At 64.0% G+C, this 23,048-nt stretch carries 17 protein-coding genes and 2 pseudogenes; 10 read left to right on the forward strand and 9 right to left on the reverse strand.

Annotation, left to right across the window (positions count from 1 at the left end; genetic code table 11):
- Positions 1 to 8: 8 nt before the first annotated feature.
- Together ACVJGD_RS44520 and ppc are read left to right on the forward strand one after the other, a co-directional pair.
- Positions 9 to 1,556 carry an acyl-CoA synthetase gene (locus ACVJGD_RS44520; protein WP_456640012.1) on the forward strand — a complete coding sequence of 516 codons (1,548 nt, stop codon included), beginning with the start codon at positions 9 to 11 and terminating at the stop codon, positions 1,554 to 1,556.
- A 238-nt stretch (positions 1,557 to 1,794) separates the two neighbouring features.
- Positions 1,795 to 4,584, forward strand: a complete 2,790-nt coding sequence (gene ppc, locus ACVJGD_RS44525) for a phosphoenolpyruvate carboxylase (protein ID WP_456640013.1) — start codon at positions 1,795 to 1,797, stop codon at positions 4,582 to 4,584.
- Positions 4,585 to 4,660: 76 nt separating this feature from the next.
- On the opposite strand, the gene ACVJGD_RS44530 is transcribed toward ppc, so the two are convergent.
- From ACVJGD_RS44530 to ACVJGD_RS44545, 4 genes are all read right to left on the reverse strand, one after another.
- Positions 4,661 to 5,773 carry an SMP-30/gluconolactonase/LRE family protein gene (locus ACVJGD_RS44530; protein ID WP_456640014.1) on the reverse strand — a complete coding sequence of 371 codons (1,113 nt, stop codon included), beginning with the start codon at positions 5,771 to 5,773 and terminating at the stop codon, positions 4,661 to 4,663.
- Between the two features lie 268 nt (positions 5,774 to 6,041).
- Positions 6,042 to 6,956 carry an SDR family NAD(P)-dependent oxidoreductase gene (locus ACVJGD_RS44535; RefSeq protein WP_456640015.1) on the reverse strand — a complete coding sequence of 305 codons (915 nt, stop codon included), beginning with the start codon at positions 6,954 to 6,956 and terminating at the stop codon, positions 6,042 to 6,044.
- A 132-nt stretch (positions 6,957 to 7,088) separates the two neighbouring features.
- Entirely contained in the window at positions 7,089 to 8,228 is a 1,140-nt protein-coding gene (locus ACVJGD_RS44540; protein ID WP_456640016.1) for a thiolase C-terminal domain-containing protein, read from the reverse strand.
- Between the two features lie 4 nt (positions 8,229 to 8,232).
- Positions 8,233 to 8,646 (reverse strand): Zn-ribbon domain-containing OB-fold protein, encoded by a 414-nt coding sequence (locus tag ACVJGD_RS44545; RefSeq protein ID WP_456640017.1) that lies wholly within the window; start codon positions 8,644 to 8,646, stop codon positions 8,233 to 8,235.
- A gap of 225 nt (positions 8,647 to 8,871) precedes the next feature.
- Here ACVJGD_RS44545 and ACVJGD_RS44550 point away from each other — a divergent pair, with 225 nt between their 5' ends.
- The 3 genes from ACVJGD_RS44550 to alkB all read left to right on the forward strand — a co-directional run bounded on the left by ACVJGD_RS44550 (position 8,872) and on the right by alkB (position 11,777).
- Positions 8,872 to 10,221: an amidase gene (locus tag ACVJGD_RS44550; RefSeq protein ID WP_456640018.1), complete on the forward strand. Its 1,350-nt coding sequence runs from the start codon at positions 8,872 to 8,874 to the stop codon at positions 10,219 to 10,221.
- On the forward strand, positions 10,214 to 10,900 hold the full coding sequence (locus tag ACVJGD_RS44555; RefSeq protein WP_456640019.1) for a DUF2848 domain-containing protein: 687 nt from the start codon (positions 10,214 to 10,216) through the stop codon (positions 10,898 to 10,900). The genes ACVJGD_RS44550 and ACVJGD_RS44555 overlap by 8 nt, the downstream gene beginning before the upstream one ends.
- A 226-nt stretch (positions 10,901 to 11,126) precedes the next feature.
- The gene (gene alkB, locus ACVJGD_RS44560) at positions 11,127 to 11,777 is read left to right on the forward strand and encodes a DNA oxidative demethylase AlkB (RefSeq protein ID WP_456640020.1); all 651 of its coding nucleotides are present in this window, start codon (positions 11,127 to 11,129) and stop codon (positions 11,775 to 11,777) included.
- A gap of 115 nt (positions 11,778 to 11,892) precedes the next feature.
- On the opposite strand, the gene ACVJGD_RS44565 is transcribed toward alkB, so the two are convergent.
- The 5 genes and pseudogenes from ACVJGD_RS44565 to ACVJGD_RS44585 form a co-directional block, all read right to left on the reverse strand.
- On the reverse strand, positions 11,893 to 13,521 hold the full coding sequence (locus ACVJGD_RS44565; protein ID WP_456640021.1) for a thiamine pyrophosphate-dependent enzyme: 1,629 nt from the start codon (positions 13,519 to 13,521) through the stop codon (positions 11,893 to 11,895).
- A gap of 18 nt (positions 13,522 to 13,539) precedes the next feature.
- Positions 13,540 to 14,410, reverse strand: a pseudogene (locus ACVJGD_RS44570) (fumarylacetoacetate hydrolase family protein).
- Positions 14,411 to 14,422: 12 nt separating this feature from the next.
- Positions 14,423 to 15,406, reverse strand: coding sequence for a 3,4-dihydroxyphenylacetate 2,3-dioxygenase (gene hpaD / locus ACVJGD_RS44575; protein ID WP_456640022.1), 984 nt, complete (start codon positions 15,404 to 15,406; stop codon positions 14,423 to 14,425).
- 122 nt (positions 15,407 to 15,528) lie between these two features.
- Complete coding sequence (hpaE, locus tag ACVJGD_RS44580) at positions 15,529 to 17,079, reverse strand: 5-carboxymethyl-2-hydroxymuconate semialdehyde dehydrogenase (RefSeq protein WP_456640023.1); 1,551 nt, start codon at positions 17,077 to 17,079, stop codon at positions 15,529 to 15,531.
- On the reverse strand, positions 17,072 to 17,470 hold the full coding sequence (locus ACVJGD_RS44585) for a 5-carboxymethyl-2-hydroxymuconate isomerase (RefSeq protein ID WP_456640024.1): 399 nt from the start codon (positions 17,468 to 17,470) through the stop codon (positions 17,072 to 17,074). The genes hpaE and ACVJGD_RS44585 overlap by 8 nt, the downstream gene beginning before the upstream one ends.
- Positions 17,471 to 17,563: 93 nt before the next feature.
- Between ACVJGD_RS44585 and hpaR the strand changes: the two genes are divergently transcribed.
- The 5 genes and pseudogenes from hpaR (at position 17,564) to ACVJGD_RS44610 (ending at position 23,008) form a co-directional block, all read left to right on the forward strand.
- Positions 17,564 to 18,100: a homoprotocatechuate degradation operon regulator HpaR gene (gene hpaR, locus ACVJGD_RS44590; RefSeq protein WP_456640025.1), complete on the forward strand. Its 537-nt coding sequence runs from the start codon at positions 17,564 to 17,566 to the stop codon at positions 18,098 to 18,100.
- 298 nt (positions 18,101 to 18,398) lie between these two features.
- Complete coding sequence (locus ACVJGD_RS44595) at positions 18,399 to 19,544, forward strand: ABC transporter substrate-binding protein (RefSeq protein ID WP_456640026.1); 1,146 nt, start codon at positions 18,399 to 18,401, stop codon at positions 19,542 to 19,544.
- A gap of 84 nt (positions 19,545 to 19,628) precedes the next feature.
- A complete protein-coding gene (locus ACVJGD_RS44600) occupies positions 19,629 to 20,504 on the forward strand; it encodes a branched-chain amino acid ABC transporter permease (protein WP_130224354.1) in 876 nt (291 codons plus the stop codon).
- Positions 20,501 to 22,279 carry a branched-chain amino acid ABC transporter ATP-binding protein/permease gene (locus ACVJGD_RS44605; RefSeq protein WP_456640027.1) on the forward strand — a complete coding sequence of 593 codons (1,779 nt, stop codon included), beginning with the start codon at positions 20,501 to 20,503 and terminating at the stop codon, positions 22,277 to 22,279. Before ACVJGD_RS44600 ends, ACVJGD_RS44605 begins: the two co-directional genes overlap by 4 nt.
- Positions 22,279 to 23,008 (forward strand): annotated as a pseudogene (locus tag ACVJGD_RS44610) (ABC transporter ATP-binding protein). Before ACVJGD_RS44605 ends, ACVJGD_RS44610 begins: the two are co-directional and overlap by 1 nt.
- Positions 23,009 to 23,048 lie beyond the last annotated feature (40 nt).

The raw sequence follows: 23,048 nt of genomic DNA on the forward strand, positions 1-23,048 counted from the left end.
ACAAGAAAATGACCGAAACCTCCCAACTCTTCCTCGGCATCATCAGCGGCGACAGCAGGCGGACGCATCAGGAGGTCGCCGAGCGCGCGGACCGCATCGCGAGCGGTCTGCGGAAGCTCGGTGTCCGCGAGGGCGATAGCGTGTGCATGCTGATGCGCAACGACATCGCCTTCATCGAGGCGGCGTACGCGGCGATGCGGCTCGGCGCCTATGGCGTGCCGATCAACTGGCACTTCAAGCCGGAAGAGATCAACTACGTGCTGGCGGACTCCGGCACGCGCGTGCTGATCGCGCATGCCGATATGCTGCATTCGCTGCGCGACGCAATCCCCGCCGGCGTCACGGTGCTGAGCGTGCCGACGCCGCCGGAAATTCTCGCCAGCTACAAGATCAATCCGGATCATCTCGGCGTGCCGGATTTTGCTGTTGATTTCGAGCGCTGGCTTGCGAAACACCCGCGCTATGACGGCCCAGTGGTGCCGCAGCCGCAGAACATGATCTACACCTCCGGCACAACAGGCCATCCCAAGGGCGTGCGCCGCCTCGCACCAACGTCGGAGCAGGCGGCCAATGCCGAAGCGATGCGCGCCATGATCTATGGCCTCAGGCCCGGCGTCCGCGCGCTGCTGCCGGGCCCGCTCTATCATTCCGCGCCGAATTCCTTCGGCCTGCGCTCCGGCCGGCTCGGCGGCGCGCTGCTGCTGATGCCGCGCTTCGATGCGGAAGACTTCCTGGAAGTCGTCGAGGAGCAGCGGATCGACACCGTCTTCATGGTGCCGACCATGTTCATCCGCCTGATGAAGCTGCCGGAGAAGGTGCGCAGGAAATATGACGTGTCCTCGCTGCGCCATGTCATCCATGCGGCCGCGCCCTGTCCGGCCGATATCAAGCGCGCGATGATCGAGTGGTGGGGGCCGGTGATCTATGAATTCTACGGCTCGACGGAGTCGGGCGCGGTGACGTTCGCGAATTCCGAGGATGCGCTGAAGAAGCCCGGCACCGTCGGCAGGATCTCGCCCGGCGCCGAGCTGCGCTTCATCGGCGAGGACGGCAAGGTGCTGCCATCAGGCGAGATCGGCGAGATCTATTCGCGCATCGCGGGCAATCCGGATTTCACCTACCACAACAAGCCGGAAAAGCGCGCCGAGATCGATCGCGACGGGTTCATCACCTCCGGCGATGTCGGCTATATCGACGAGGACGGCTACGTCTTCATCTGCGACCGCAAGCGCGACATGGTGATTTCAGGCGGCGTCAACATCTATCCGGCGGAGATCGAGGCGGTGCTGCATGCCATTCCCGGCGTGCATGATTGTGCAGTGTTCGGCATCCCCGACGCCGAGTTCGGTGAGGCGCTGATGGCGGTGGTCGAGCCGCAAGCGGGCGCCAGGCTGGATGTCGCCTCGATCCGCGCTCAGCTCAAGACCGCGCTCGCTGATTACAAGGTGCCGAAGCATATCGAGATCGCGACCAACTTGCCGCGCGAAGATTCCGGCAAGATCTTCAAGCGCCGCCTCCGCGACCCCTATTGGGAGCAGGCAGGAAGGAGGATTTAATTCTGTCGTCCCGAGCTCAATGGCAGACCCTCATGGTGAGGAGGCGCGTAGCGCCGTCTCGAACCATGAGGCCACGATCGTGCCGTGGCCCATCCCTCGAGACGCCGCTGGCGCGGCTCCTCGGGATGAGGTCGAAGATGCGGCTTCGTTATGTGCGCCGCCTCCAACTTCATCTTGCGCTGCGGCAAAAAAGTTGCACACTCCGAACCTGCCGGGCAGCTTCTGGAGTAGTCAGCCCATGTCTTCCCAGATCATGCCTTCCGAGACTGAAGTCCGCGCCAGTCGCGCCGAGGACAGCCAGGCCCTTGAGGAAGATGCGCGGCTGCGCAACGATATCCGCCTGCTCGGGCGCATCCTCGGCGACACTGTGCGCGACCAGGAGGGTGCCGATGTCTTCGACCTGGTGGAACGGATCCGCCAGACCTCGATCCGGTTCCACCGGGATGAAGACCGGTTGGCGCGACGGGAACTCGAAGCCATCCTCGACAGCATGTCGATCTCGCAAACGGTGCGGATCGTCCGCGCCTTCAGCTATTTCTCCCATCTCGCCAACATCGCCGAGGACCAGAACAACATCCGGCAGATGCGGGAGCGGGGGGCCGGCGCGCCGCGTCCGAGCCTGCTGGCGCAGGCCCTCAACCATGCGCAGCAGGCGGGCTTCAGCCCGGACGATCTGCGCCGCTTCTTCAAGGGCGCCCTGGTCAGCCCGGTGCTGACAGCGCATCCGACCGAGGTCCGGCGCAAGAGCACGATGGACCGCGAGATGGAGGTCGCAGGCCTGCTCGACCGCCGCGAGCGGTTGCAGATGACGCCGGAAGAGAGCGAGGCCAGCGACGAGCAGCTCCGCCGTGCCGTTGTGACGCTATGGCAGACCAATCTGCTGCGCCGGACCAAGCTCACGGTGCTCGACGAGGTCGCCAACGGCCTGTCGTTCTACGACTACACGTTCCTCCACGAGGTGCCGCGATTGCATTGCGCACTCGAGGACCGGCTCAACAAGGAAGGCGGCGAGCCTGGCGAACTCGCCTCGTTCCTGAAGATGGGAAGCTGGATCGGCGGCGACCGCGACGGCAACCCGTTCGTCACCGCCGAGGTCATGCGCGGGACGTTGCGGCTGCAGTCGAGCCGGATATTGAGTTTCTATCTGGAAGAGCTGCACGTACTCGGTGCCGAACTGTCGCTGGCCAAAAACCTCGCCGATGTTTCCGATGACCTGCGCGTGCTCGCCGAGCGCTCGCCGGACCCGTCGCCACACCGGAGCGGCGAGCCGTACCGGCTCGCGGTATCCGGCATCTACGCCCGGTTGACCGCGACCGCCGAGAAGCTGCAGGTCGAGATCACGCGGCGGCCGGTCGGCAAGGCCGAGCCCTATGCGAACGTCAGCGAGCTCAAGGCCGATCTCGACGTGCTCGACCGCTCGCTGATCGCAAACAATTCCGCCGTCATCGCGCGCGGACGCCTGCGGCTGCTGCGGCGCGCGGTGGATTGCTTCGGCTTCCATCTGGCCCGCCTCGACATCAGGCAAAACTCGGCGGTGCACGAGCGCACCGTCGCCGAACTGCTCGACGCCGCGATATCAGGCATGTCCTACATGGCGCTCAGCGAGGACGCCCGCATCAACCTGTTGCTCGGCGAGCTTCGCAGCGCGCGTCCGCTGTCCTCGCCCTTCGTGAAATACAGCGAGGAGACGCAAGGCGAGCTCGCCGTGTTCCGGGCAGCCGCCGAAGCACATGCGACCTTCGGCCCCGAGGTGATTTCCCAATGCATCATCTCGATGTGCAAGGGCATGTCCGATATGCTCGAGGTCGCGGTGCTCTTGAAGGAAGTCGGCCTCATCAATCCCTCCGGCCGCAGCGCCATCAATATCGTGCCGCTGTTCGAGACCATCGAGGATCTGCAGGCCTCCAGCGGCATCATGGACCGCATGCTGGCGCTGCACGACTACCGCCGGTTGGTAGACAGCCGCGGGGGCGTGCAGGAGGTGATGCTCGGCTATTCCGACAGCAACAAGGACGGCGGGTTCGTCACATCCGGCTGGGAGCTCTACAAGGCGGAGATCGGGCTGGTCGAGGTGTTCGAGCGCCATCATGTGCGCCTGCGTCTGTTCCATGGCCGCGGCGGCTCGGTCGGCCGCGGCGGCGGCCCGAGCTATGACGCGATCATCGCCCAGCCTGGCGGCGCCGTGAACGGCCAGATCCGGATCACCGAGCAGGGCGAGATCATCTCCAGCAAATATTCCAACGCCGAAGTCGGCCGCAACAATCTCGAGATCCTTGCCGCCGCGACGCTCGAGACCAGCCTGCTGCAGCCCAGGCAAAGCGCGCCGCGCGCCGAATATCTGAAGGCAATGGAGCAGCTCTCCGCGCTCGCCTTCAAGGCCTATCGCGGCCTCGTCTACGAGACCGAGGGCTTTGCCGATTATTTCTGGGGCTCGACCGTCATCAACGAGATCGCAACGCTCAACATCGGCAGCCGTCCGGCGTCACGCAAGAAGACCCGCGAGATCGAGGACCTCCGCGCCATTCCCTGGGTGTTCTCCTGGGCGCAGTGCCGGCTGATGCTGCCGGGCTGGTACGGCTTCGGCAGTGCGGTCGAGACCTGGATCGCCGAAAATCCGGAACAGGGCATGCCGTTCCTGCAGGAACTCTATCGCGAATGGCCGTTCTTCCGCACGCTGCTCTCCAACATGGACATGGTGCTGGCCAAGAGCTCGATCGCGATCGCTTCGCGCTACGCCGAGCTGGTGTCGGATGTCGAATTGCGCGAGAAGATTTTCGGCCGCATTCGCCGTGAATGGCATCTCTCGATCGAGACGCTGCTCGACATCATGGGCCATGAGCGGCTGTTGCAGGGCAACCCGCTGCTCGAACGCTCGATCCGCAACCGCTTCCCCTATCTCGATCCGCTCAACCACGTGCAGGTGGAGCTGTTGAAGGAGCACCGCGCGCAGAACCCGGACGAGCAGGTGCTGCGCGGTATCCAGCTCACGATCAACGGCATATCCGCCGGGCTGAGGAATAGCGGGTAGGGGAGGGCGAATAGCGAATGGCGAGTAGCGAATAGATCGTTCCATTCGCTATTCGCTACTCCCTATTCGCCAAGCGTCAGCAGTGATGCGCGCCCTGCGTCTCCACATAGACCGCATAGAGCGACTGGCTCGCGGTCATGAACAGGCGATTGCGCTTCTTGCCGCCGAAGCAGACATTGGCGCAGGTCTCCGGTAGCAGGATCTGGCCGATCCGCGTGCCGTCGGGCGCGAACACCTGCACGCCGTCATAGCCCGGACCGACCCAGCCGGCGCCGACCCAGATATTGCCGTCGATGTCGACGCGCAGACCGTCGGGGAAGCCCGACTTGCCGTCGAGCTTCATGTCGATCAGTTGCTTCGGGTTCGAGAGCTTGTCGCCGTTGATGTCGTAGGCCCAGACCACGTTATTGGCGTTCGGATAGTGCGTGATGCCGGTGTCGCAGACATAGAGCTTCTTGTAGTCGTGGCTGAAGGCGATGCCGTTCGGCTTGAACGGATCGTCGGCGACCTTGGCGATCTGGCCGGACTGGCCGTCGATCCGGTACACGGCCTCCTTCTGGTAGGGCTGTACCGAGTTGGTGTTGGCGCGCTGCCCCTCATAGATCGAGATCGCGCCATAGCCGGGATCGGTGAACCAGATCGACTTGTCGTTGGGGTGGACGACCATATCGTTCGGCCCGTTCAGCGGCTTGCCGTTGGCTTCCTGGGCGAGCGTGGTCACCGTGCCGTTGTGCTCGAAACGCACCAGCCGCGTGCGTTCGGCCGAAAGCTGCCGGCCTTCGAGATCGAAGGAGTTGCCATTGCTCTCATTCGACGGTTTGCGGAACTGCTCGGAGATGTGGCCGTCGTCATCGAGATAGCGGAGCTGCCGATTGGCGGGGATGTCGCTCCAGACCAGATATTGCCCCTGCGAACTCCAGGCTGGCCCCTCGGCCCACAGGCAGCCCGTGTAGAGGCGCTTGATCGCGGTGTTGCCGACCTTGGCCTTGAAGCGCTTGGGGTCGATTATGACGATGTCGGGGTCGGGATAGCGCTGCGGCTCCGCATTGCGACCGAAGTCGCGAGCGAAGGCCTCCGGCGCCACGGCCGCAGTCGCAGCAATCGCTGTTGCACCGCGCAAAAGCGTGCGGCGGTCGAGCCCGATCGGGCCGCCGTCCTGGTGATTGGGTGAGTTGTTTGGATTGTTCATGACTTCCTCCCAGGCTTTTTTGTTGTTGGGAAGGAACTCATGCGCCCGCAATCCGGCATAAAACGGGCAGCCGTGGTGGAACAACCACAGATGGCGTCGTCCCGGACCCGTGCCGGGACGACGCTGTCATGAAATTGTCAGGTGATACCCAAGCCGCCACATCTGAAACCTCATCCCGAGGAGCCGCGAAGCGGCGTCTCGAGGGATGGGCCACGGGCCTCATGGTTCGAGACGGCGCTGCGCGCCTCCTCACCATGAGGGTCGACGATCAGATCGCGTCCCAGCTAAAGACGTCGGCGGAGCGGTCGAGCTTGTAGAACGACGGCTTCAGCGCCGGGATCGCGTGCTCGGCGATGGTCTGCGTCGTCCAGCCTTCGCCGCGGTGCACCGAGCGGATCGGGCGCGACTGGCCCATCAGGAAGATCTCGTTCATCCGCACCGCAAAAATCTGCCCGGTGACGTCCTTGCCGGCGTCACTGAGCAGATAGGCGCAGATCGGCGCGATCTTCTCCGGCCCCATCTGCTGGATGCGCTTGACGCGCTCCTTCTCGGCTTCGGTCTCAGTCGGGATGGTGCCGATCAGCCGGCTCCAGGCGAACGGCGAGATGCAGTTCGAGCGCACGTTGAAGCGGCTCATGTCGAGCGCGATCGACTTCGACAGGCCGACAATGCCGAGCTTGGCGGCCGCGTAGTTGGCCTGGCCGAAATTGCCGACCAGGCCGGAGGTCGAGGTGAAGTGCACGAACGAGCCGCTCTCCTGCTCACGGAACAGCCGTGCCGCGGCGTGGGATACATAGAACGAGCCCATCAGGTGCACCTTGATGACGGACTCGAAGGCTTCCACGCTCATGCGGTGGAAAATGGCGTCGCGTAGAATGCCGGCATTGTTGACGACGCCATCAAGCTTTCCATAGGTGTCGACCGCTTGCTTCACGATCTTGCTGGCCGGCATCGCTTCCGCGACCGTCTCGAAATTGGCGACCGCGGTGCCGCCGCGCTTCTTGATTTCCTCGACCACCTCTTCGGCGGGCGCAGCGCTGGTGCCCGAACCGTCGGCGGCAACGCCGGGATCGTTGACCACGACCTTGGCGCCTTCGGCGGCGCAGAGCAGCGCAATCTCGCGCCCGATGCCGCGGCCTGCGCCGGTGACGATGATGACCTTGTCCTGCAGTGATTTTGTCATTTGGGTTCTCCTGTTGTCTCTGTCGTTCCGGGATGCGCCGAAGGCGCAGGCCCGGAATCCATGGAGCCACCGGCTAACGTGGTGAAATGGATTCCGGGCTCGCGCTTCGCGCGCCCCGGAATGACGAAGGGGTTAGCGTTCATTCGTGAAGATGATCGTGCCTGATGCCGCGAACATGCCGCCGACGCCGTGGCAGACCGAGATCTTTGCATCCTTGACCTGCGCCGGCGCAATGCCGCGCATCTGGCGCACGCTCTCCTGCAGCGCGTACATGCCGTACATGCCCGAATGCATATAGGAGAGGCCACCGCCATTGGTATTGAGCGGCAGCTTGCCGCCGGGGCGCGTGTTGCCGTCCGCGATGAACTTGCCGGTCTCCTCGTAGGGCATGAAGCCGAGATCGCCGAGGCCGAACAGCGGCAGGTGGGCAAAGGCGTCGTAGATCATGAGGTGATCGACATCCCCGTGCGTGATGCCGGCCTCCTTGAACGCGAGGGGGCCGGCGACCTTGAAGGCGCGCGAGGAGTTGAAGGTTTCCATCTGGCTGACCATCGGCGTTTCCACGCTCTCGCCGGTGCCGAGGATGTAGACCGGCTTCTGCGGAAAATCCTTGGCGCGGTCGGCGGAGGTCAGGATCAGCGCACCGCCGCCATCGGTGACGAGACAGCACTGCAGGAGGCGGAACGGATAGGCGATCATCCGCGAGTTGAGGACGTCGGCAACCGTGATCGGATCCTTCATCGTTGCACGCGGATTCTTCGCGGCCCATTCGCGCTGCACGACGGCCACCATCGCGATCTGCTCATGGGTGATGCCGTAGGTCTTCATGAAGCGCAGCACCGGGATCGGGAACATGCTCGGCGGTCCGTACACGCCGAACGGCGCCTCGAATTGGCCGTTGAGACTGTCCGGCGGCGTGAAGCGCGGCTGCTTGCCGATCATCGACTTGCCGCTTTCCGCGTGCGTGATCAGCACGGTCTTGCACAGGCCTGCCTCGATCGCCGCCGCGGCGTGGCGGACGTGCAGCATGAACGAGCAGCCGCCGACGGAGGTGCCGTCGACCCAGGTCGGCTTGATGCCGAGATAATGGCAGACCTGCTGCGGCGTCTCGACCGCGGTGGCGAAGCCGTCGATGTCGGAGAGCTTCAGCCCCGCATCGGCAATTGCATTGAGCGCCGCATCCGCATGCAACTGGAGCTGCGACATATTGGGGATGACGCCGAGCTCGGTGGTCTCGGCCGCGCCGACGACGGCAACCTGGTTCCTGCGCATCTCTTTACCCCTTTGCCGGACGGAACAAAGGAAGCGTGATCTTGTCGTCGAGTTTCTCGAACGCGACTTCCAGCTTCATGTCGAGCTCGAGTGCTTCCGGCGTCTGCGGGCAGTCGACGATGTTGCTCATCATGCGCGGGCCCTCATCGAGTTCGACCACCGCAATGGCGTAAGGCGGTGTGAAGCCGGGCGCGGCGGGACGGTGGTTGATGACGTAGCTGTAGAGCTTGCCCTTGCCGCTTGCCTTGAACACGCTGACCTTGCGCGAGCCGCAGGACGGGCAGAACGGGCGCGGCGGAAAATACACATGCGAGCAGGCGTCGCAACGCTGCAGGCGCAATTCGCCGATCTGCGTGCCATCCCAGAAATGCTGGGTTTCCGGCGTCGGTTTCGGTTTTGCGCGCGCTGCTTCGGCCATTCGGCATCCTCCCTGGATCAGGCCGTCAGGCCTCATTCAAACTTGATGCGACAATTGACTATCCGCCGTCAACGGTCCAGCGTTCCCAACCGCATGGCGGTATTCCGAGGACGAGAGCACGCTTGTATGCCAGCCTGTCTCAGGCAATAGTCCGCCACGCGGCAAATCCGTCGCGCCGTGCCTCAATAACGAGTGACGCCAGAAAAGACCTGAAATCGAGAAGCCATGCCTGACAATCCGACCCTTGCCTCACTCGCTGCCGACCTTGAGAGCGGCCGCCTCACGGCCCGCCAACTGGTCGAGCAATGCCTCGCCAAGATCGCTGATCCCGCAGGCGAGGGGCAGCGCGTCTTCATTCACGTCGACAAGGAGGCTGCACTCGATGCCGCCGATGCGATGGACCGCCTGCGCAAGGCGCATGCAGCGCCGTCGTCCTTTGCCGGCATTCCCGTTTCGATCAAGGACCTCTTCGACATCAAGGGACAGGTCACCCGAGCCGGCTCCCGTGCGCTGGAGGATTCGGCGCCGGCGGAAGCCGACGCACCCGTAGTGGCGCGGCTTCGTGCGGCCGGCTTTGTCGTGATCGGGCGCACCAACATGACCGAATTTGCCTATTCCGGCATCGGCATCAATCCGCATTACGGCACGCCGAAGAGCGCCTACAACCGCCGCGTCGGCCATGTGCCCGGCGGCTCGTCATCGGGTGCGGCGGTCTCGATCGCCGATGGCATGGCCTTTGGCGCCCTTGGCACCGACACAGGCGGCTCCTGCCGGATTCCTGCGGCCTTCAACGGCATCGTGGGCTACAAGCCGACGCAGCGGCGCATCCCGCTCGAAGGCGGTGTGCCGCTGTCGTTCTCGCTGGACAGCTACGGTCCGCTCGCCAATTCGGTCGCCTGCTGCGCGGCGCTCGATGCCGTGCTCGCGGGAGAGCCGGTGACGCCGCTGCAGCCGCGGCCGGTGAAGGGCCTGCGGTTCGCGGTGCCGACCACGGTTGCGCTCGATGACCTTGATGAGGCCGTGGCAAAAACGTTCGAGCGTGCGCTCGCGTCGCTGTCGAAGGCTGGTGCGCTGATCGAAAAGATCGAGATGCCGGAATTCCTTGATGTCGGCATCATGAACGCCAAGGGCGGCTTTGCGGCTTCCGAAAGCTATGCCTGGCACCGCTATCTGCTTGCCAGCAAGGGCGACATCTATGATCCCCGCGTCGCCTCGCGCATCATGCGCGGCGAGGGATATCTGGCCGCCGACTACATCGATCTGCTCAATGCGCGAAAGTCCTTCATTGCGCGCACCGAGAAGCGCATCGCGCCCTATGACGCGCTGCTGCTGCCGACTACGGCCAACACGCCGCCGAAGATCGCCGACCTCGATGACGACAAGGCGTTCACCGCGGAGAACCTGCGCGCGCTCCGCAACTGCACGCTGATCAACGTGCTCGACGGCTGCGCCATCTCGCTGCCGGCCCATCGGGAAGATGATGTACCGGTCGGCCTGATGGTGGCGGCGGCGGGCGGAACGGATCGCCGCATCTTCGAGATCGCGGCCGCAATGGAGACCATCATCCGTGTATGACCTCACCTTCAATATCGACGACAAGGGCATGGCGACGCCACTGACGCTCGCCATCGACCAGGCCGTGATCGCCGGCTGGACCGGCCGCGATCCGGTGGCGCGCGACAAGCACATCGCCGAGCTCGAGGCGATCGGCATTGCAAGGCCGGCAACGACGCCGATCTACTACCGCTGCTCGGCGCGGCGGCTGACCACCGAAGACTCGATCGAAGTCTGCGGCGAGGATTCAAGCGGCGAGGTCGAATTCGTGCTGATCGGCTGGCAGGGCCGCGTCTTCGTCGGCTGCGGCTCCGATCACACCGATCGCAAGGTGGAAAGCTATAGCGTCACGGTTTCAAAACAGATGTGCGACAAGCCGATCGCTTCCGAATTGTGGGAGCTCGAAGACGTCATCGACCACTGGGACCGGATGATCCTGCGCTCTTACGCCTGGATCGATCGCAAGCGCGTGCTGTACCAGGAAGGCACGCTCGACGGCATGCTGCCGGTAAAGGAGCTGATCGCGCGCGGCTTTGGCGACAAGGGCCTGCCCGACGGCTGCGCCATGTTCGGCGGCACTTTCGCCGCCAAGGGCGGCATCCGCCCGGCGAGCCGGTTCGAGTTCGAGCTGGAGGATCCGGTGCTGAAGCGAACGATCCGCCATGCATATGACGTGGTGACGCTGCCGGTGCGCGGCTAACTGTCGTCCCGGCGAAACGCGGGGACCCATAACCACAGGAAGCGGTTGTGGTGCCAGCAAGCCGTTGCAGCGGAGCTGACAACACAGGCATGTGGTTATGGGTCCCGGGTCAAGCCCGGGACGACACCGGAGTTGAGGCTCGAGCTTCGCAGAAATCGGGTGGTGGCGGCTGATCCGCGCTGCCACGGTGCGATCATGAAAGCGACTGCAAAGCGAGTATCGTGATTTGACGGCGGACTTGTTCGATAGCGTCGCCGAGCGTCCGCCCCGCGAGGTGATCGCGGAAGGCGCAGTGATCCTGCGCGGATTTGCGCGTCCGCTGGAGCCTGAGCTGATCCCGGCCTTGCGCGAGATCGTCACGCAGGCGCCGTTTCGGCGCATGGTCACGCCCGGCGGCTATCAGATGTCGGTGGCGATGACCAATTGCGGCACGGTCGGCTGGGTCACCGACCGCAGCGGCTATCGCTATGACGGCATCGATCCCGAGTCCGGAAAGCCGTGGCCGGCGATGCCGCCGGTGCTCGTGCGCCTGGCGCGCGAGGCGGCGGCGGAGGGCGGCTTTGACGACTTTGCGCCGGATGCCTGCCTGGTCAATCGTTACGAGCCAGGCGCAAGATTGTCGCTGCATCAGGACAAGGACGAGACGGATTTTGCCGCGCCGATCGTCTCGGTGTCGCTCGGCCTGCCTGCGACCTTCTTGTTCGGCGGCCCAAAGCGCAGCGACAAGACGGCCCGGTATCGGCTGACGCATGGCGATGTCGTGGTGTGGGGCGGGCCGTCGCGATTGTTCTTCCACGGCGTCGCGCCGCTGGCCGACGGCGAGCACCCCGTGCTCGGTCGCCAGCGGATCAATCTGACCTTTAGAAAGACGCGATAGCTCTCCGTCATTCCGGGGCGCGCGCAGCGCGAGCCCGGAATCCATTTCACCACGTCACGCGGTGGCGCCATGGATTCCGGGCCTGCGCCTGATGGCGCATCCCGGAATGACAGCGTCAGGGTTTCGATGGATGAATGAACGCCCACGGCGAGACTTCCGAATCCGTCGGCACCTCGATCGCGATCACATAGGGCCCGCCATCGGCCAGCGCCTTTTCCAGCGCGGGACGGAATTGATCGGGCGAGGTGACGCGTGCAGCTCCGGCACCAAAGGATTCCGCAAGTTTCACGAAATCCGGATTGACGAGGTCCGACGCCACCACGCGCCCATCAAAGCGCTCGCGCTGGTCGCGCCGCACATTGCCGTAGGCGTTGTTGTTGAACACCAGCGTCACCACGCCAATGCGGAATTGCACGGCGGTGGAAAGCTCCTGCACGCCGAACATGAAGCCGCCATCGCCCGTGATCGCGACCACCGGCTTGTCGGGATTGGCGACCTTGGCGCCGAGCGCGGTCGGAAACCCGGAGCCAAGCGTGCCCTGATAGCCTGAGGTGATGAAGGTGCGTGGCTCGTAAACGGGAAAGCCGTACCAGGAGGCGAAGCCGACCTGCGATAGCTCGTCGGTGACAACCGCGTTCGAAGGCAACACCTCGCGAAGAATCTTCAAGTACGCCATCTGCGGCTGGATGCGCTGGATCTCGCGCGCGGCCGCCGCGGTCGCTTCACGGATCGCGGCGCGCCGGCCACTGGTCCTGCTGGTGCCGGCCTTGCGCACGGCCGCGAGCAGCTCGGCGGTCCCGGCTTTGGCGTCGCTCACGATGGCAGCATCAGCCGTGAGCCGGCGCATCTCGACGGGATCGATGTCGATACGGATCGATTTGATGCCGTCAGGTTGATATGGCCAGCGAAATCCGGAGGCCGGCAATTCCATGCGGGTGCCGATCCCGATCATCAGGTCGGTCGTCGGCCACAATTTGTAAGCGGCCGCCATGGTTAGCCCGAGTTCATGCGCATTGGAGACGATGCCGCGGCCGCTACGGAAGGCGACAACGGGCGCATCGATCATTTCCGCCAGCTCGAGGATTTCCTCGCTTGCATCGATCGCGCCGCTGCCGACGAAGATCATCGGCGTCTTGCTCGCCGCGATCAGCGCAGCGGCGGCCTTGATCCGGTCAGGATCAGGCAGTGGCGCTGGAAATGGCTCGAACGGTTTCGATGGGCCGACCGCTGCGCGCTGGGTGAAGACGTCCCAGGGCATCTCCAGCGAGGCCGGTCCGCGCCGGCCCGACAGCATTTCCTGGAAGGCGCGCGACACCATCGCCGGCGCCGCATCGGGATATTCGATGCGGTCGGCCCATTTCACGAAGGTGCGCAGCGTCGCAAGCTGGTCCGGCATCTCATGTAGATGGCCGCGGCCCTTGCCGAGGAAGGCGGTCGGCACCTGCCCGGTGAGGCAGAGCACGGATTCGTTGCAGCCGAAGGCGGTGAGCAGCGCCGCGCTGGCGTTGAGGACGCCGGGGCCGGGCACCACGCTGAACACGCCGGCGCGACCGCTCGAGCGCGCATAGCCGAACGCCATATAGCCGCAAGCCTGCTCATGCCGGGCGCCGATCACCTTGAGCTGCGCCTGATGGAAGGCGTCGAACAGGCCATAGATTTGCGCGCCGGGCAGGCCGAACACGGTGTCGACGCCGTGGGCGACGAGGCCGTTGACGATCGCTTCGCCGCCGCTGGTTGAGCTCATGTTGCTGTCCATCTGCTTCTATACTTCGTCGATCACGCCGTTGCGCAATATGCCGACGCCTTCGGCCTCGATCTCGATGATATCGCCGGGCTTCAGATAGCGCGGCGGATCGAACCGTGCGCCGGCGCCGGTCGGCGTGCCCGTGACGATGACATCGCCGGGAACAAGCGTGGTGAAGGTCGAGATGTAGTTGATGAGATAGCGGAAGCCGAAGATCAACCGGCCGGTGCGATCATCTTGCCGTGTCTCGCCATTGACGCGTGTGGTCAGGCGGATGTCCGATATCTGCGCCTCGCTCGTGTAGGGAACGATCCAGGGCCCGAGACTACCGGTGGAATCGAAATTCTTGCCCTCGCGTGACATTGAACTTGGCGTGGCGCACCCAGTCGCGGATCGTGCCCTCATTGCACAGCGTGATCGCGGCGATGTGATCGAGCGCTGCGCTCTCCGCGATGTGACGGCCGGGTTTGCCGATCACGAGCGCCAGCTCGCCCTCGTAGTCGAGCTGTGCGGATGTGCGCGGGCGCACCAGCGGCGTGTCGTGGCCGACGAAGGATCGCGGCGTGCGCATGAACATGCTCGGGTATTTCGGGGCGTCGCTGCCGTCCTTGTACTCGGCGTTGCGGTCCGGATAGTTGACGCCGATGCAGATGATCTTTTCCGGCGCCGGGATCGGCGGCAGCCATGTTACGGCGTCGCGTGCATGGTCTGGCGCGCGACGCGCGGCGTCGTCCACGAGCCGCAGCAGTGCGCCGGCGGCGACCGCTTCGCGCAGCGTCGGAAACTCCTTCGCAAAGCGCGCGGAGAGATCGACGATGCCGCTATCGGTCAACGCGCCATACCGCGTGACGCCGTCGATCGAATAGGTTGCGAGACGAGGCGGAGACATCGGCTGTTCCGCTCAGTCGGCAATCGTGACGTCGGCAACGAACAGCGGCTCGCGCACGGCCTGTCCGGTGAACGGCGAGCCCTGCTCGAACCAGGAGCGCGGGGCGGGCGCGCCCCACAAGGTCTGGCGCCGCGGGTCCTTCAGCGACCACCGCAGCGGCTCATGGTCATGATCTCCAGTGAAATAGTCGCTGGTGTAGAGCTCGAGCCGATGACCGTCGGGATCCCTGACATAGAGGAAGAACGCATTCGAAATGCCGTGGCGGCCAGGGCCGCGTTCCATGTTCTTCAGGAACCCGCTGGAGGCCATCACGTCGCAGAGATGCAGGACATTCATTGCCGTCGGCACCCAATAGGCGAAATGGTGCAGGCGAGGGCCCTTGCCGTTGGTGAAGGCGAGGTCGTGCACATTGCCCTTGCGATGCATCCATGCCGCGGCGATGCGCCCGTTCGGGCCATCCTCCTCGCCATATTCGGTGAGACGAAAGCCGAGCCGCGCGTAGAAATCGATGGTGTCCTGCAACTCGGCGGCGAAGACGTTGAAGTGATCGAGCCGCTGCGGATGGCAGCCCTTGTAGAGGTCGTAGCGGCGCAGGAGATGTGGGCGCTTCTCCATCGTCGCATAGAGCTCGAGCTGGAAGCCGAATGGATCGGAGAACTGCAGGGTGCGGCCCTGGAACGGCTGGTCGACGAAGCGATAGTCGATGCCGTGCTCGGAGAAGAACGCTGCCGCCTTGTCGAGGTCGGCATCATTGCCGACCTTGAAGCCGAGCCGGCTGCAGGCTGCTACGTCCGCCTTGCGCAGCACCAGCGAGTGATGCTGATGCTCTTCCGACCCGCGCAGATAGACCGCTTCGTCGTCCGCGTCCTCGACATGCAGACCTACGGTGGTCTCATAGAACGCGCGGCTGGCGTCGAGATCGGTCACGTCGAGCACGACGTGGCTGCAGCGGATGATGTTGAACGGCGGATCGAAGACGTGCTGCGGAACGGGCATGTGACGTTTCCACTCCTCGAGTTGTTGACCCTCATGGTGAGGAGCGCGCAGCGCGTCTCGAACCATGAGGCCATGATCTCACCCGTGGCCCATCCTTCGAGACGCGGGCTTGCGCCCGCTCCTCAGGATGAGGGCAGGCCGAGTCTCTGTATCTTATGCGTCCCGCGCGCCAGCGAGACGTGCTTGGTTTCCATGTAGAAGTCGAACGAATAATCGCCGCCGTCGCGACCGATGCCGGATGCTTTCATGCCGCCGAATGGTGTCGGCAGGTGCCGGACGTTTTCCGAATTGAGCCAGATCATGCCGGCTTCGAGTGCATCCGCCACCCGCAGGGCGCGGCCCATGTCGCCGGTCCAGACGTAGCCGGTGAGGCCATATTGCACGCCGTTGGCGATCTCGACCGCATCGGTCTCGTCGCGGAAGGGGATGACGGTGAGGAACGGACCGAACACCTCTTCCTGCGCCACTCGCATCTTGGAATGCGCAGCCGTAACGAGCGTCGGCAGCACATAATGTCCGCCGCCGGGACCGTCATGCGTCTTGCCGCCGACCGCGATCGTCGCGCCTTCCCGTCGTGCCACGTCGAAATAAGAGCAGACTTTCGCCAGATGCCGCTCGTGGATCAGCGGCCCGATCTCGGTTACGGGATCGAGGGGATGGCCGACCTTCAGCGCCTTCACCCGCGCGGTGAGCCTTTCGACGAACCGTTCCGCGATGCTCTCTTGCACCAGGAGCCGGCTCGAGGAGGTGCAGCGCTCGCCGTTCAGCGAATAAATCATGAAGACCACGGCATCGAGCGCGCGCTCGAGATCGGCATCCTCGAACACGATCACCGGGTTCTTGCCGCCGAGTTCGAAATGCACGCGCTTCAGCGTCGGCGCGCCCTGGGCCATGATCGCAGATCCGGTCGCGCTCTCGCCGACAAAACCGATCGCCTTGATCGCGGGATGCTCGGTCAGCGCCTTGCCGGCCTCCTCGCCGAAACCGTGCACGGTATTGAGCACGCCGTCGGGGACGCCCGCTTCCTTCACCAGCTTTGCCAGAAGATCGGCGGTGACGGGCGACCATTCGGCGGGCTTGTGCACCACCGTGCAGCCGGCGGCGAGCGCGGGCGCGATCTTCCAGGTCGAGAGCATGAACGGCGTGTTCCATGGCGTGATCACGCCGACCGGGCCGATCGGCACCCGCGTGGAGATGTTCCAGTGCTCCTCGCTCGGCATGTTGAGACCGTCGCGAGCTTCGGCGCATTTGTCGGCGAAGAAGCGGAAATTCTCGGCCGCGCGGATCGCAGCCTTCGCCATGAAGCGATGCGCCTGGCCGGTGTCGATGCATTCGAGCACTGCGATATCGTCGGCGTGGTCCTCGATCGCGTCGGCTACGCGATTGAGCAGCTTGCGCCGCATCGAAGCCGACATATCGCGCCAGGATTTGAAGGCAAGGGTGGCCGCAGTCGCAGCGCGGTCGATATCCTCGGTATTGCCGCGCGCGACGGTTGCCAGGACAGCACCATCGATCGGCGACTTCGTTTCAAAGGTCTGCCCGGAGATCGATGGCACGGTCTTGCCGTCGATCATGTGGCCGATGCCGTCGGCTTTCAGCTTTGCCAGCAGCGGCGCGGCACGGTCACGATTGGCCTGGAACTGTTCGGCCGATTTCGGCGTCGCCTTATCCATGGACAGCCTCCGCCTTCAGCGCATCGTGAATGTTATTGCGCTTCCAGCTCGTCTCCTTGTCGTTGATCTGCATGTCGAACGACAGCGCGAACTTACTGCTCGCGAACACGGGATCGAGATAGGTCGACAGTGCCTTGAAGATATGCTCGCCCGCCTTCTTGCGGGTTGGGAGATCGCGGCCTTCGCCGAGCCGGAGCACCATGTCGAGAAAGCCGTAATCATCTCGTCCGTCGGCGATCGCATAGTGCGCGCATCTGATGGCGCGAACGCGGATGCCGCCGAGGGGGAAGATGCTGGTCTCCACGGCGGCCTTGCGCACGAGCTCGACGACTTCGTCCATGTCGAGGCGGGAATCCAGGTTGGCCGAATATTCGATGGTGAAATGCGGCATGGCGGATCACTCCTGGTGCACCCGGATGATTAACATGTTAAGTGTATCGGCGTAAATTGATTTGCGGTGTTGTTGCGCTGCAAAAGATTGGCGATGGCACGGAAGAAATCATCATTGAACGGCTCGCGCTCGGGCGCGACGGCAGAGACGGGGCGGCGCGGGCCGATGCGCGAATTCTCGCGTTCGCTGCCGATGTCGCTGCTCCGCGCGCGCGAAGCCGTGATGCGGCAGTTCCGTCCCTCGCTGCGCCGTCACGGGCTGACCGAGCAGCAATGGCGCATCCTGCGCGCGCTCACCTCGGTGGAGGCGATCGAGGTCACCGACCTCGCGCGGCTCGCCTTCCTGCTCGGGCCGAGCCTGTCGCGCATCCTGCGCGACCTCGAGGCGCGCGGACTGATCGAGCGCCGTTCGGCGGAGACGGACCTGCGCCGCGCCGTGGTGTCGATCTCGCCGAAGGGATTGAAGCTGATCGAGGCAGTCGCGCCGACGTCCGAAGCGATCTACGCCGCCATTACGAAGCGTTACGGCTCGCGCAAGCTTGCTGAACTGCAGGCGATGCTGGGCGCGCTCGAAGAAAGCCTTGCGGGCTTATCAGGCGCGCAAGAGGAGACAGTCGAGGTAGACGAGTAAATGCAAATTTGCATGAGGATATGTGCTGAGGTGCATAGCTCGCAATGCCTTGCACATCGTTTGAGCACAAAGGAATTGGCGAGTCCGCGGAATCCGCCGGAATAGTCATGATCTCGTCGGCATTAATCTTTCTTGATACGCGCGCATAACGATGCATCTCCATCGTTAGTCGAAAACACCGCAATATCAATTTACTCCGAGACGGAGAGTCCGTAAGTACGCACGCGGTTCGCGCCCCCTTGGGGATCGCCAACAGCAAGAAGGGCCGACGAAGACGCCCGGCCTCAGGGAGAAACGAATGAAACTGACGAGACGCGATTTCGCGGCCGGTATCGTCGCCGGCCTTGCTGCCCCCCACGTCATCACGAGCGCAAGGGCGCAGGGCGCCACGATCAAGATCGGCATGTGCGCGCCTGTGACCGGTCCCGCCGCCGAGTCCGGCCGCTACGCCATCCAGGGTGCGAAGCTCGCGCTCGAAGCCGTCAACAAGGCCGGCGGCATCCTGGGCAAGCAGGCCGAGCTGATCATCGAAGACGACCAGACCACCAATCCCGGCATCGTGCTAGCCTTCTCCAAGCTCGCCGCGCAATCCGACATCGTCGGCTTCCTCGGCTCGATCCGGTCGACCCAGGTGCACGCCATGGCGCCCGACGTGCTCAAGCTCGGCAAGCCCGTGATGATCGGGGGAACCGATCCGAACCTCACGCACATGGGCAATCAGTGGCTGTTCCGTTTCCGTCCGAACGACAGCTATTCCGGGCGCGTCATCGCCGAGTATGGCGTCAACACGCTCGGCAAGAAGAAATGGGCCGTGTTGCATTCGACCGACGCTTTTGGCACTGCAGGCGGCAAGGCCCTGACCGCGGCGTTGGAAAAGCTCGGCTCCCCGCCGGTGCTCGATCAGGGTTATGCCAACCAGAGCCAGGACTTCACCCCGGTCGTGCTTGCGATCAAGCAGTCCGGCGCCGACATCCTCGGCTCCTACTTCACCTTCGAAAACGATCTCGGCATCTTTGCCCGGCAGTTGCGCCAGCTCGGCGTCAACATTCCCTGGGTCGGCTCGCCCTCGATCGTCAATATCACCGCGCTAAAACTCGCCGGGCCTGCGCTGTACAACACCTATGGCGTCGCGGACTACGCGGAAGATTCCAGCGAAGCCTCCAAGGCGTTCGGCAAGCTCTATCGTGATGCGGTCAAGGTCGCGCCGGATAACCAGAGCTCCTGGCCTTATGACGCGGTCACCGTACTGTCGGCAGCGATCAACAAGGCCGGCTCGACCGATCCTGCAAAAATCCGCGAGGCGATCCTGTCGATCAAGAAATTCCCCGGCGCCGAGGGCGAGTACAATTTCGACCAGAACGGCGACGGTTTGCACGGCTACAACATCGTGAAAAACGACAAGGGCAAAATCGTCTTCGACAAGCACATTGAATTCAACGATTGACCACGTTTTCGGCCTCTTCGTTCTCCACGGAGAGGCCGAAAGCCTTTCGGCGAATTCTCTGGTTCCTCCTAACCGAAGCTTGTCATGGATCTCGTCCTTCAACTGCTGTTTACCGGCATCGGCATCGGCGCCGTCTACGCGCTGGTCGCGCTTGGTTTCGTGCTGATCTTCCGCGCCACCAATGTGGTGAATTTCGCCCAAGGCGAGTTCTCCATGGTCGCCGCCTATCTGATGGTGGTGTTCTCCGTCGATCTCGGCTGGCCCTACTGGCTGTCGTTCCTGATCGCGCTTGGCGGCATGGCGCTGCTCGGCGTCATCTTCAATCTCGGCGTCTATTATCCGCTGCGCCACCGCACGTTCCTGCCTGTCATCATCGCCACCATCGGCGCCTCGATCCTGCTGTCGAATTCGGTGCTGGCGATCTACGGCCCGCAGCCGCAGGTGCTGCAGGGATGGTTCGATACGCCCGGCATTCAGCTCGGCCCTGTCTATCTCGACAGCCAGTATCTCCTGATCATCGCGGTGACGATAGCGCTCGTGTTCTTCAACTACTGGTTCTTCGAGAAGACGCTGCTCGGCAAGAAGCTGCAGGCGACCTCGCAGGACAAGGAAATGGCCTCGCTGCTCGGCATTTCCGTCTCCACCATGATCATGATCACCTTCATCTATTCCGCCGTGCTCGGCGGTCTCGCGGGCATCCTGGTCGCACCGGTGCTGTTCGTCTCGATCCAGATGGGCTCGACCATCGCGCTGAAGGCGTTCGCCGCCACCATCATCGGCGGCTTCGGCGATGTCGCCGGCGCCATCATCGGCGGACTCGCGCTCGGCGTGATCGAGACCTTTGGCGCGGCCTACATCTCGGTTCCCTACAAGGACGGCTTCGCCTTCCTGGTTCTGGTCGCCTTCCTGATCTTCCGGCCGCAGGGCATCTTCGGCGAACGTGTGGCGGAGAAAGCATGAGCGCCCCCAGCGACAACATGTCGATCCCGACACCTGCCGTCCATTCGAAGCCGCTCCTGATCCGTCATTTGCCCTTCTTCATCGGCGCGGCGATCCTGGTGGCGCTTGCCGCGGGATTGCGGTTCGACGGCTATATCCTCAACATCCTCTTGCAGGCGACGACGTTCTCGATCGCCGTATTTGGCCTGTCGGTCGTGCTCGGCCTCTGCGGCCAGATCAATCTGGCGCAGGCGGCGTTCTTCGGGCTCGGCGCCTATGCGGTCGGCCTCGGCACGACCGATCTGCATCTCAGCTTCTGGCTGTGCCTTATCGGCGGCTGCGTGATCGCGCTGGTTGCCGGCGCGTTCCTGGGCATGTCGACCCTGCGGCTCGGCGGCCATTATCTCGCGATGGTCACGATCTCGTTCCAGCAGATCGTCACGCTTGTCATGATCAACGCGATCTGGCTGACGCACGGACCCGACGGCGTCTCCAATATCCGCCGTCCCGAGCTGTTCCAGACCTCGCAGGGCTATCTCGCCTTCTGCGTCGCCATGCTCGCGATCGTCGGCTATTTGGTCTGGCATCTCTCCGACACCAAGCTCGGCCGTGCGATGCGGGCGGTGCGCGACAACGAGCTCGCGGCCGGTGTCAACGGCATCGACGTGTTTCGCACCAAGATCTACGCCTTCGCGCTCTGTGCGCTGCTTGGCGGGTTGGCGGGCGGCCTGTTTGCCGGCGGCTTCGCCTATGTCAGCCCCGATCAATTCTCGTTTGCGGAATCGATCGTATTCCTGACCATGTCGCTGCTCGGCGGCGTCGCCTCGCCGATCGGCTCGGCGATCGGCACCGGGCTGTTGATCCTGATCCCGGAATGGCTGCGCTTTCTCAAGAGCGTGCCCGGGCTCTATCTGGCCATCTACGGCCTGTTCGTGATCCTGATCATCCGCTTCATGCCTGACGGCATCTGGGGCTTCGTCTCCGATGCCTTCATCCGCTGGCGCGCGCACACCAAGGCGCCGCCTGCGGCAGCTCCCTTGGAGCTGAAGCCCGCGACCGTCGGCGGCGAGTTCGTGCTCGAGGTCACCGGCCTGTCGAAACATTTCGGCGGCCTGAAAGCGGTCGATGGCGTCGACATCGCGGTGAAGCGCGGCGGTGTCCACGCGCTGATCGGGCCGAACGGCTCCGGCAAGACCACGACGCTGAACGTGCTCTCCGGCCTCTACGAGGCGACATCGGGCAGGATCGTGCTCGACGGCACCGACATCACCCACATGCCGCCGCATCAGCGCACGGCTGCGGGCCTCGGGCGCACGTTCCAGAACATCCGCCTGTTCCGTTCGATGACGGCGCTCGAGAATGTCGAGATCGGTGCCGAACGGCCCGGCAACACCATGATCGGGAAGGGCGAGGACGCGCTGACCGAACGGGCGATGGAAGCGCTGAACTTCGTCGGCCTCGGCAACCGCGCCAACGAGCTGATCTCGAGTTTCTCCTACGGCCACCAGCGCCTGATCGAGATTGCGCGCGCGCTCGCCGCCAATCCAACGCTCCTGTTGCTCGACGAGCCGGCTGCCGGGTTGAACTCGACCGAGAAGCTCGAACTGCATGAGCTGCTCAAGCGCATCGCAGCCCAGGGCCTCACCATCCTGATCATCGATCACGACATGACGCTGGTCTCCGAAGCCGCCCAGCACATCACCGTGCTCAATTTTGGTCGCCGCATCGCGGACGGCGAGTCCATGGCGGTGCTGCGCCATCCCGATGTCGTCTCCGCCTATCTCGGGAGCGAATGATGCCGCTGCTCGAAATCCGCAATCTCGTGGTCCGCTACGGCGAGATCGAAGCGCTGCGCGGCGTCACCATCGCCGTCGAGGCGGGGCAGGTGGTGACCCCTGCTCGGCGCCAACGGCGCCGGCAAATCCACCACGCTTCGCGCGATCTCCGGACTCGCCAAGCCCGCCTCCGGCGAAATCCTGTTCGACGGCGAGTCGATCGCCGGCCTCGGGCCGGAAGCGATCGTCCGCCTCGGCATCTCGCATGTGCCGGAGGGCAGGCGGGTCTTCCCGGGCCTCACGGTCAAGGAAAACATCATGCTCGGCGCGTCGAACCGGAAGGCCTCGTCGGCGCAGATCTCGCGCGAGGCAGATGCGATGTTCGACCTGTTCCCGGACATCCGCGCCTTCGCCGATGCGCTGGGCTGGACGCTGTCCGGCGGCCAGTTGCAGATGGTCGCCGTCGCCCGCGGCTTGATGGCGAAGCCGCGGCTGCTCTTGCTGGACGAGCCGTCGCTCGGACTTGCGCCCGTCATCGTGCAGGCGGTGTTCCGCATTATTTCGCAGATCAGGAAAGACACCACGGTCTTGCTTGTCGAGCAAAATGCGCGCATGGGACTTTCAGTCGCCGATCACGGCTTCGTCCTGGAAACGGGGCGGATCGTGCTTGGCGGCAAGCCCGACGAATTATGGGGCAATGAGGCCATCGCCGCGGCCTATCTCGGCGGTCACGCCAAGGCCAGCGCTTAAGAAGCATGATCCGGAGGTAGCGGTTTTCCGCAAGGATCGT

It is taken from the genome of Bradyrhizobium sp. USDA 10063, assembly GCF_054063735.1.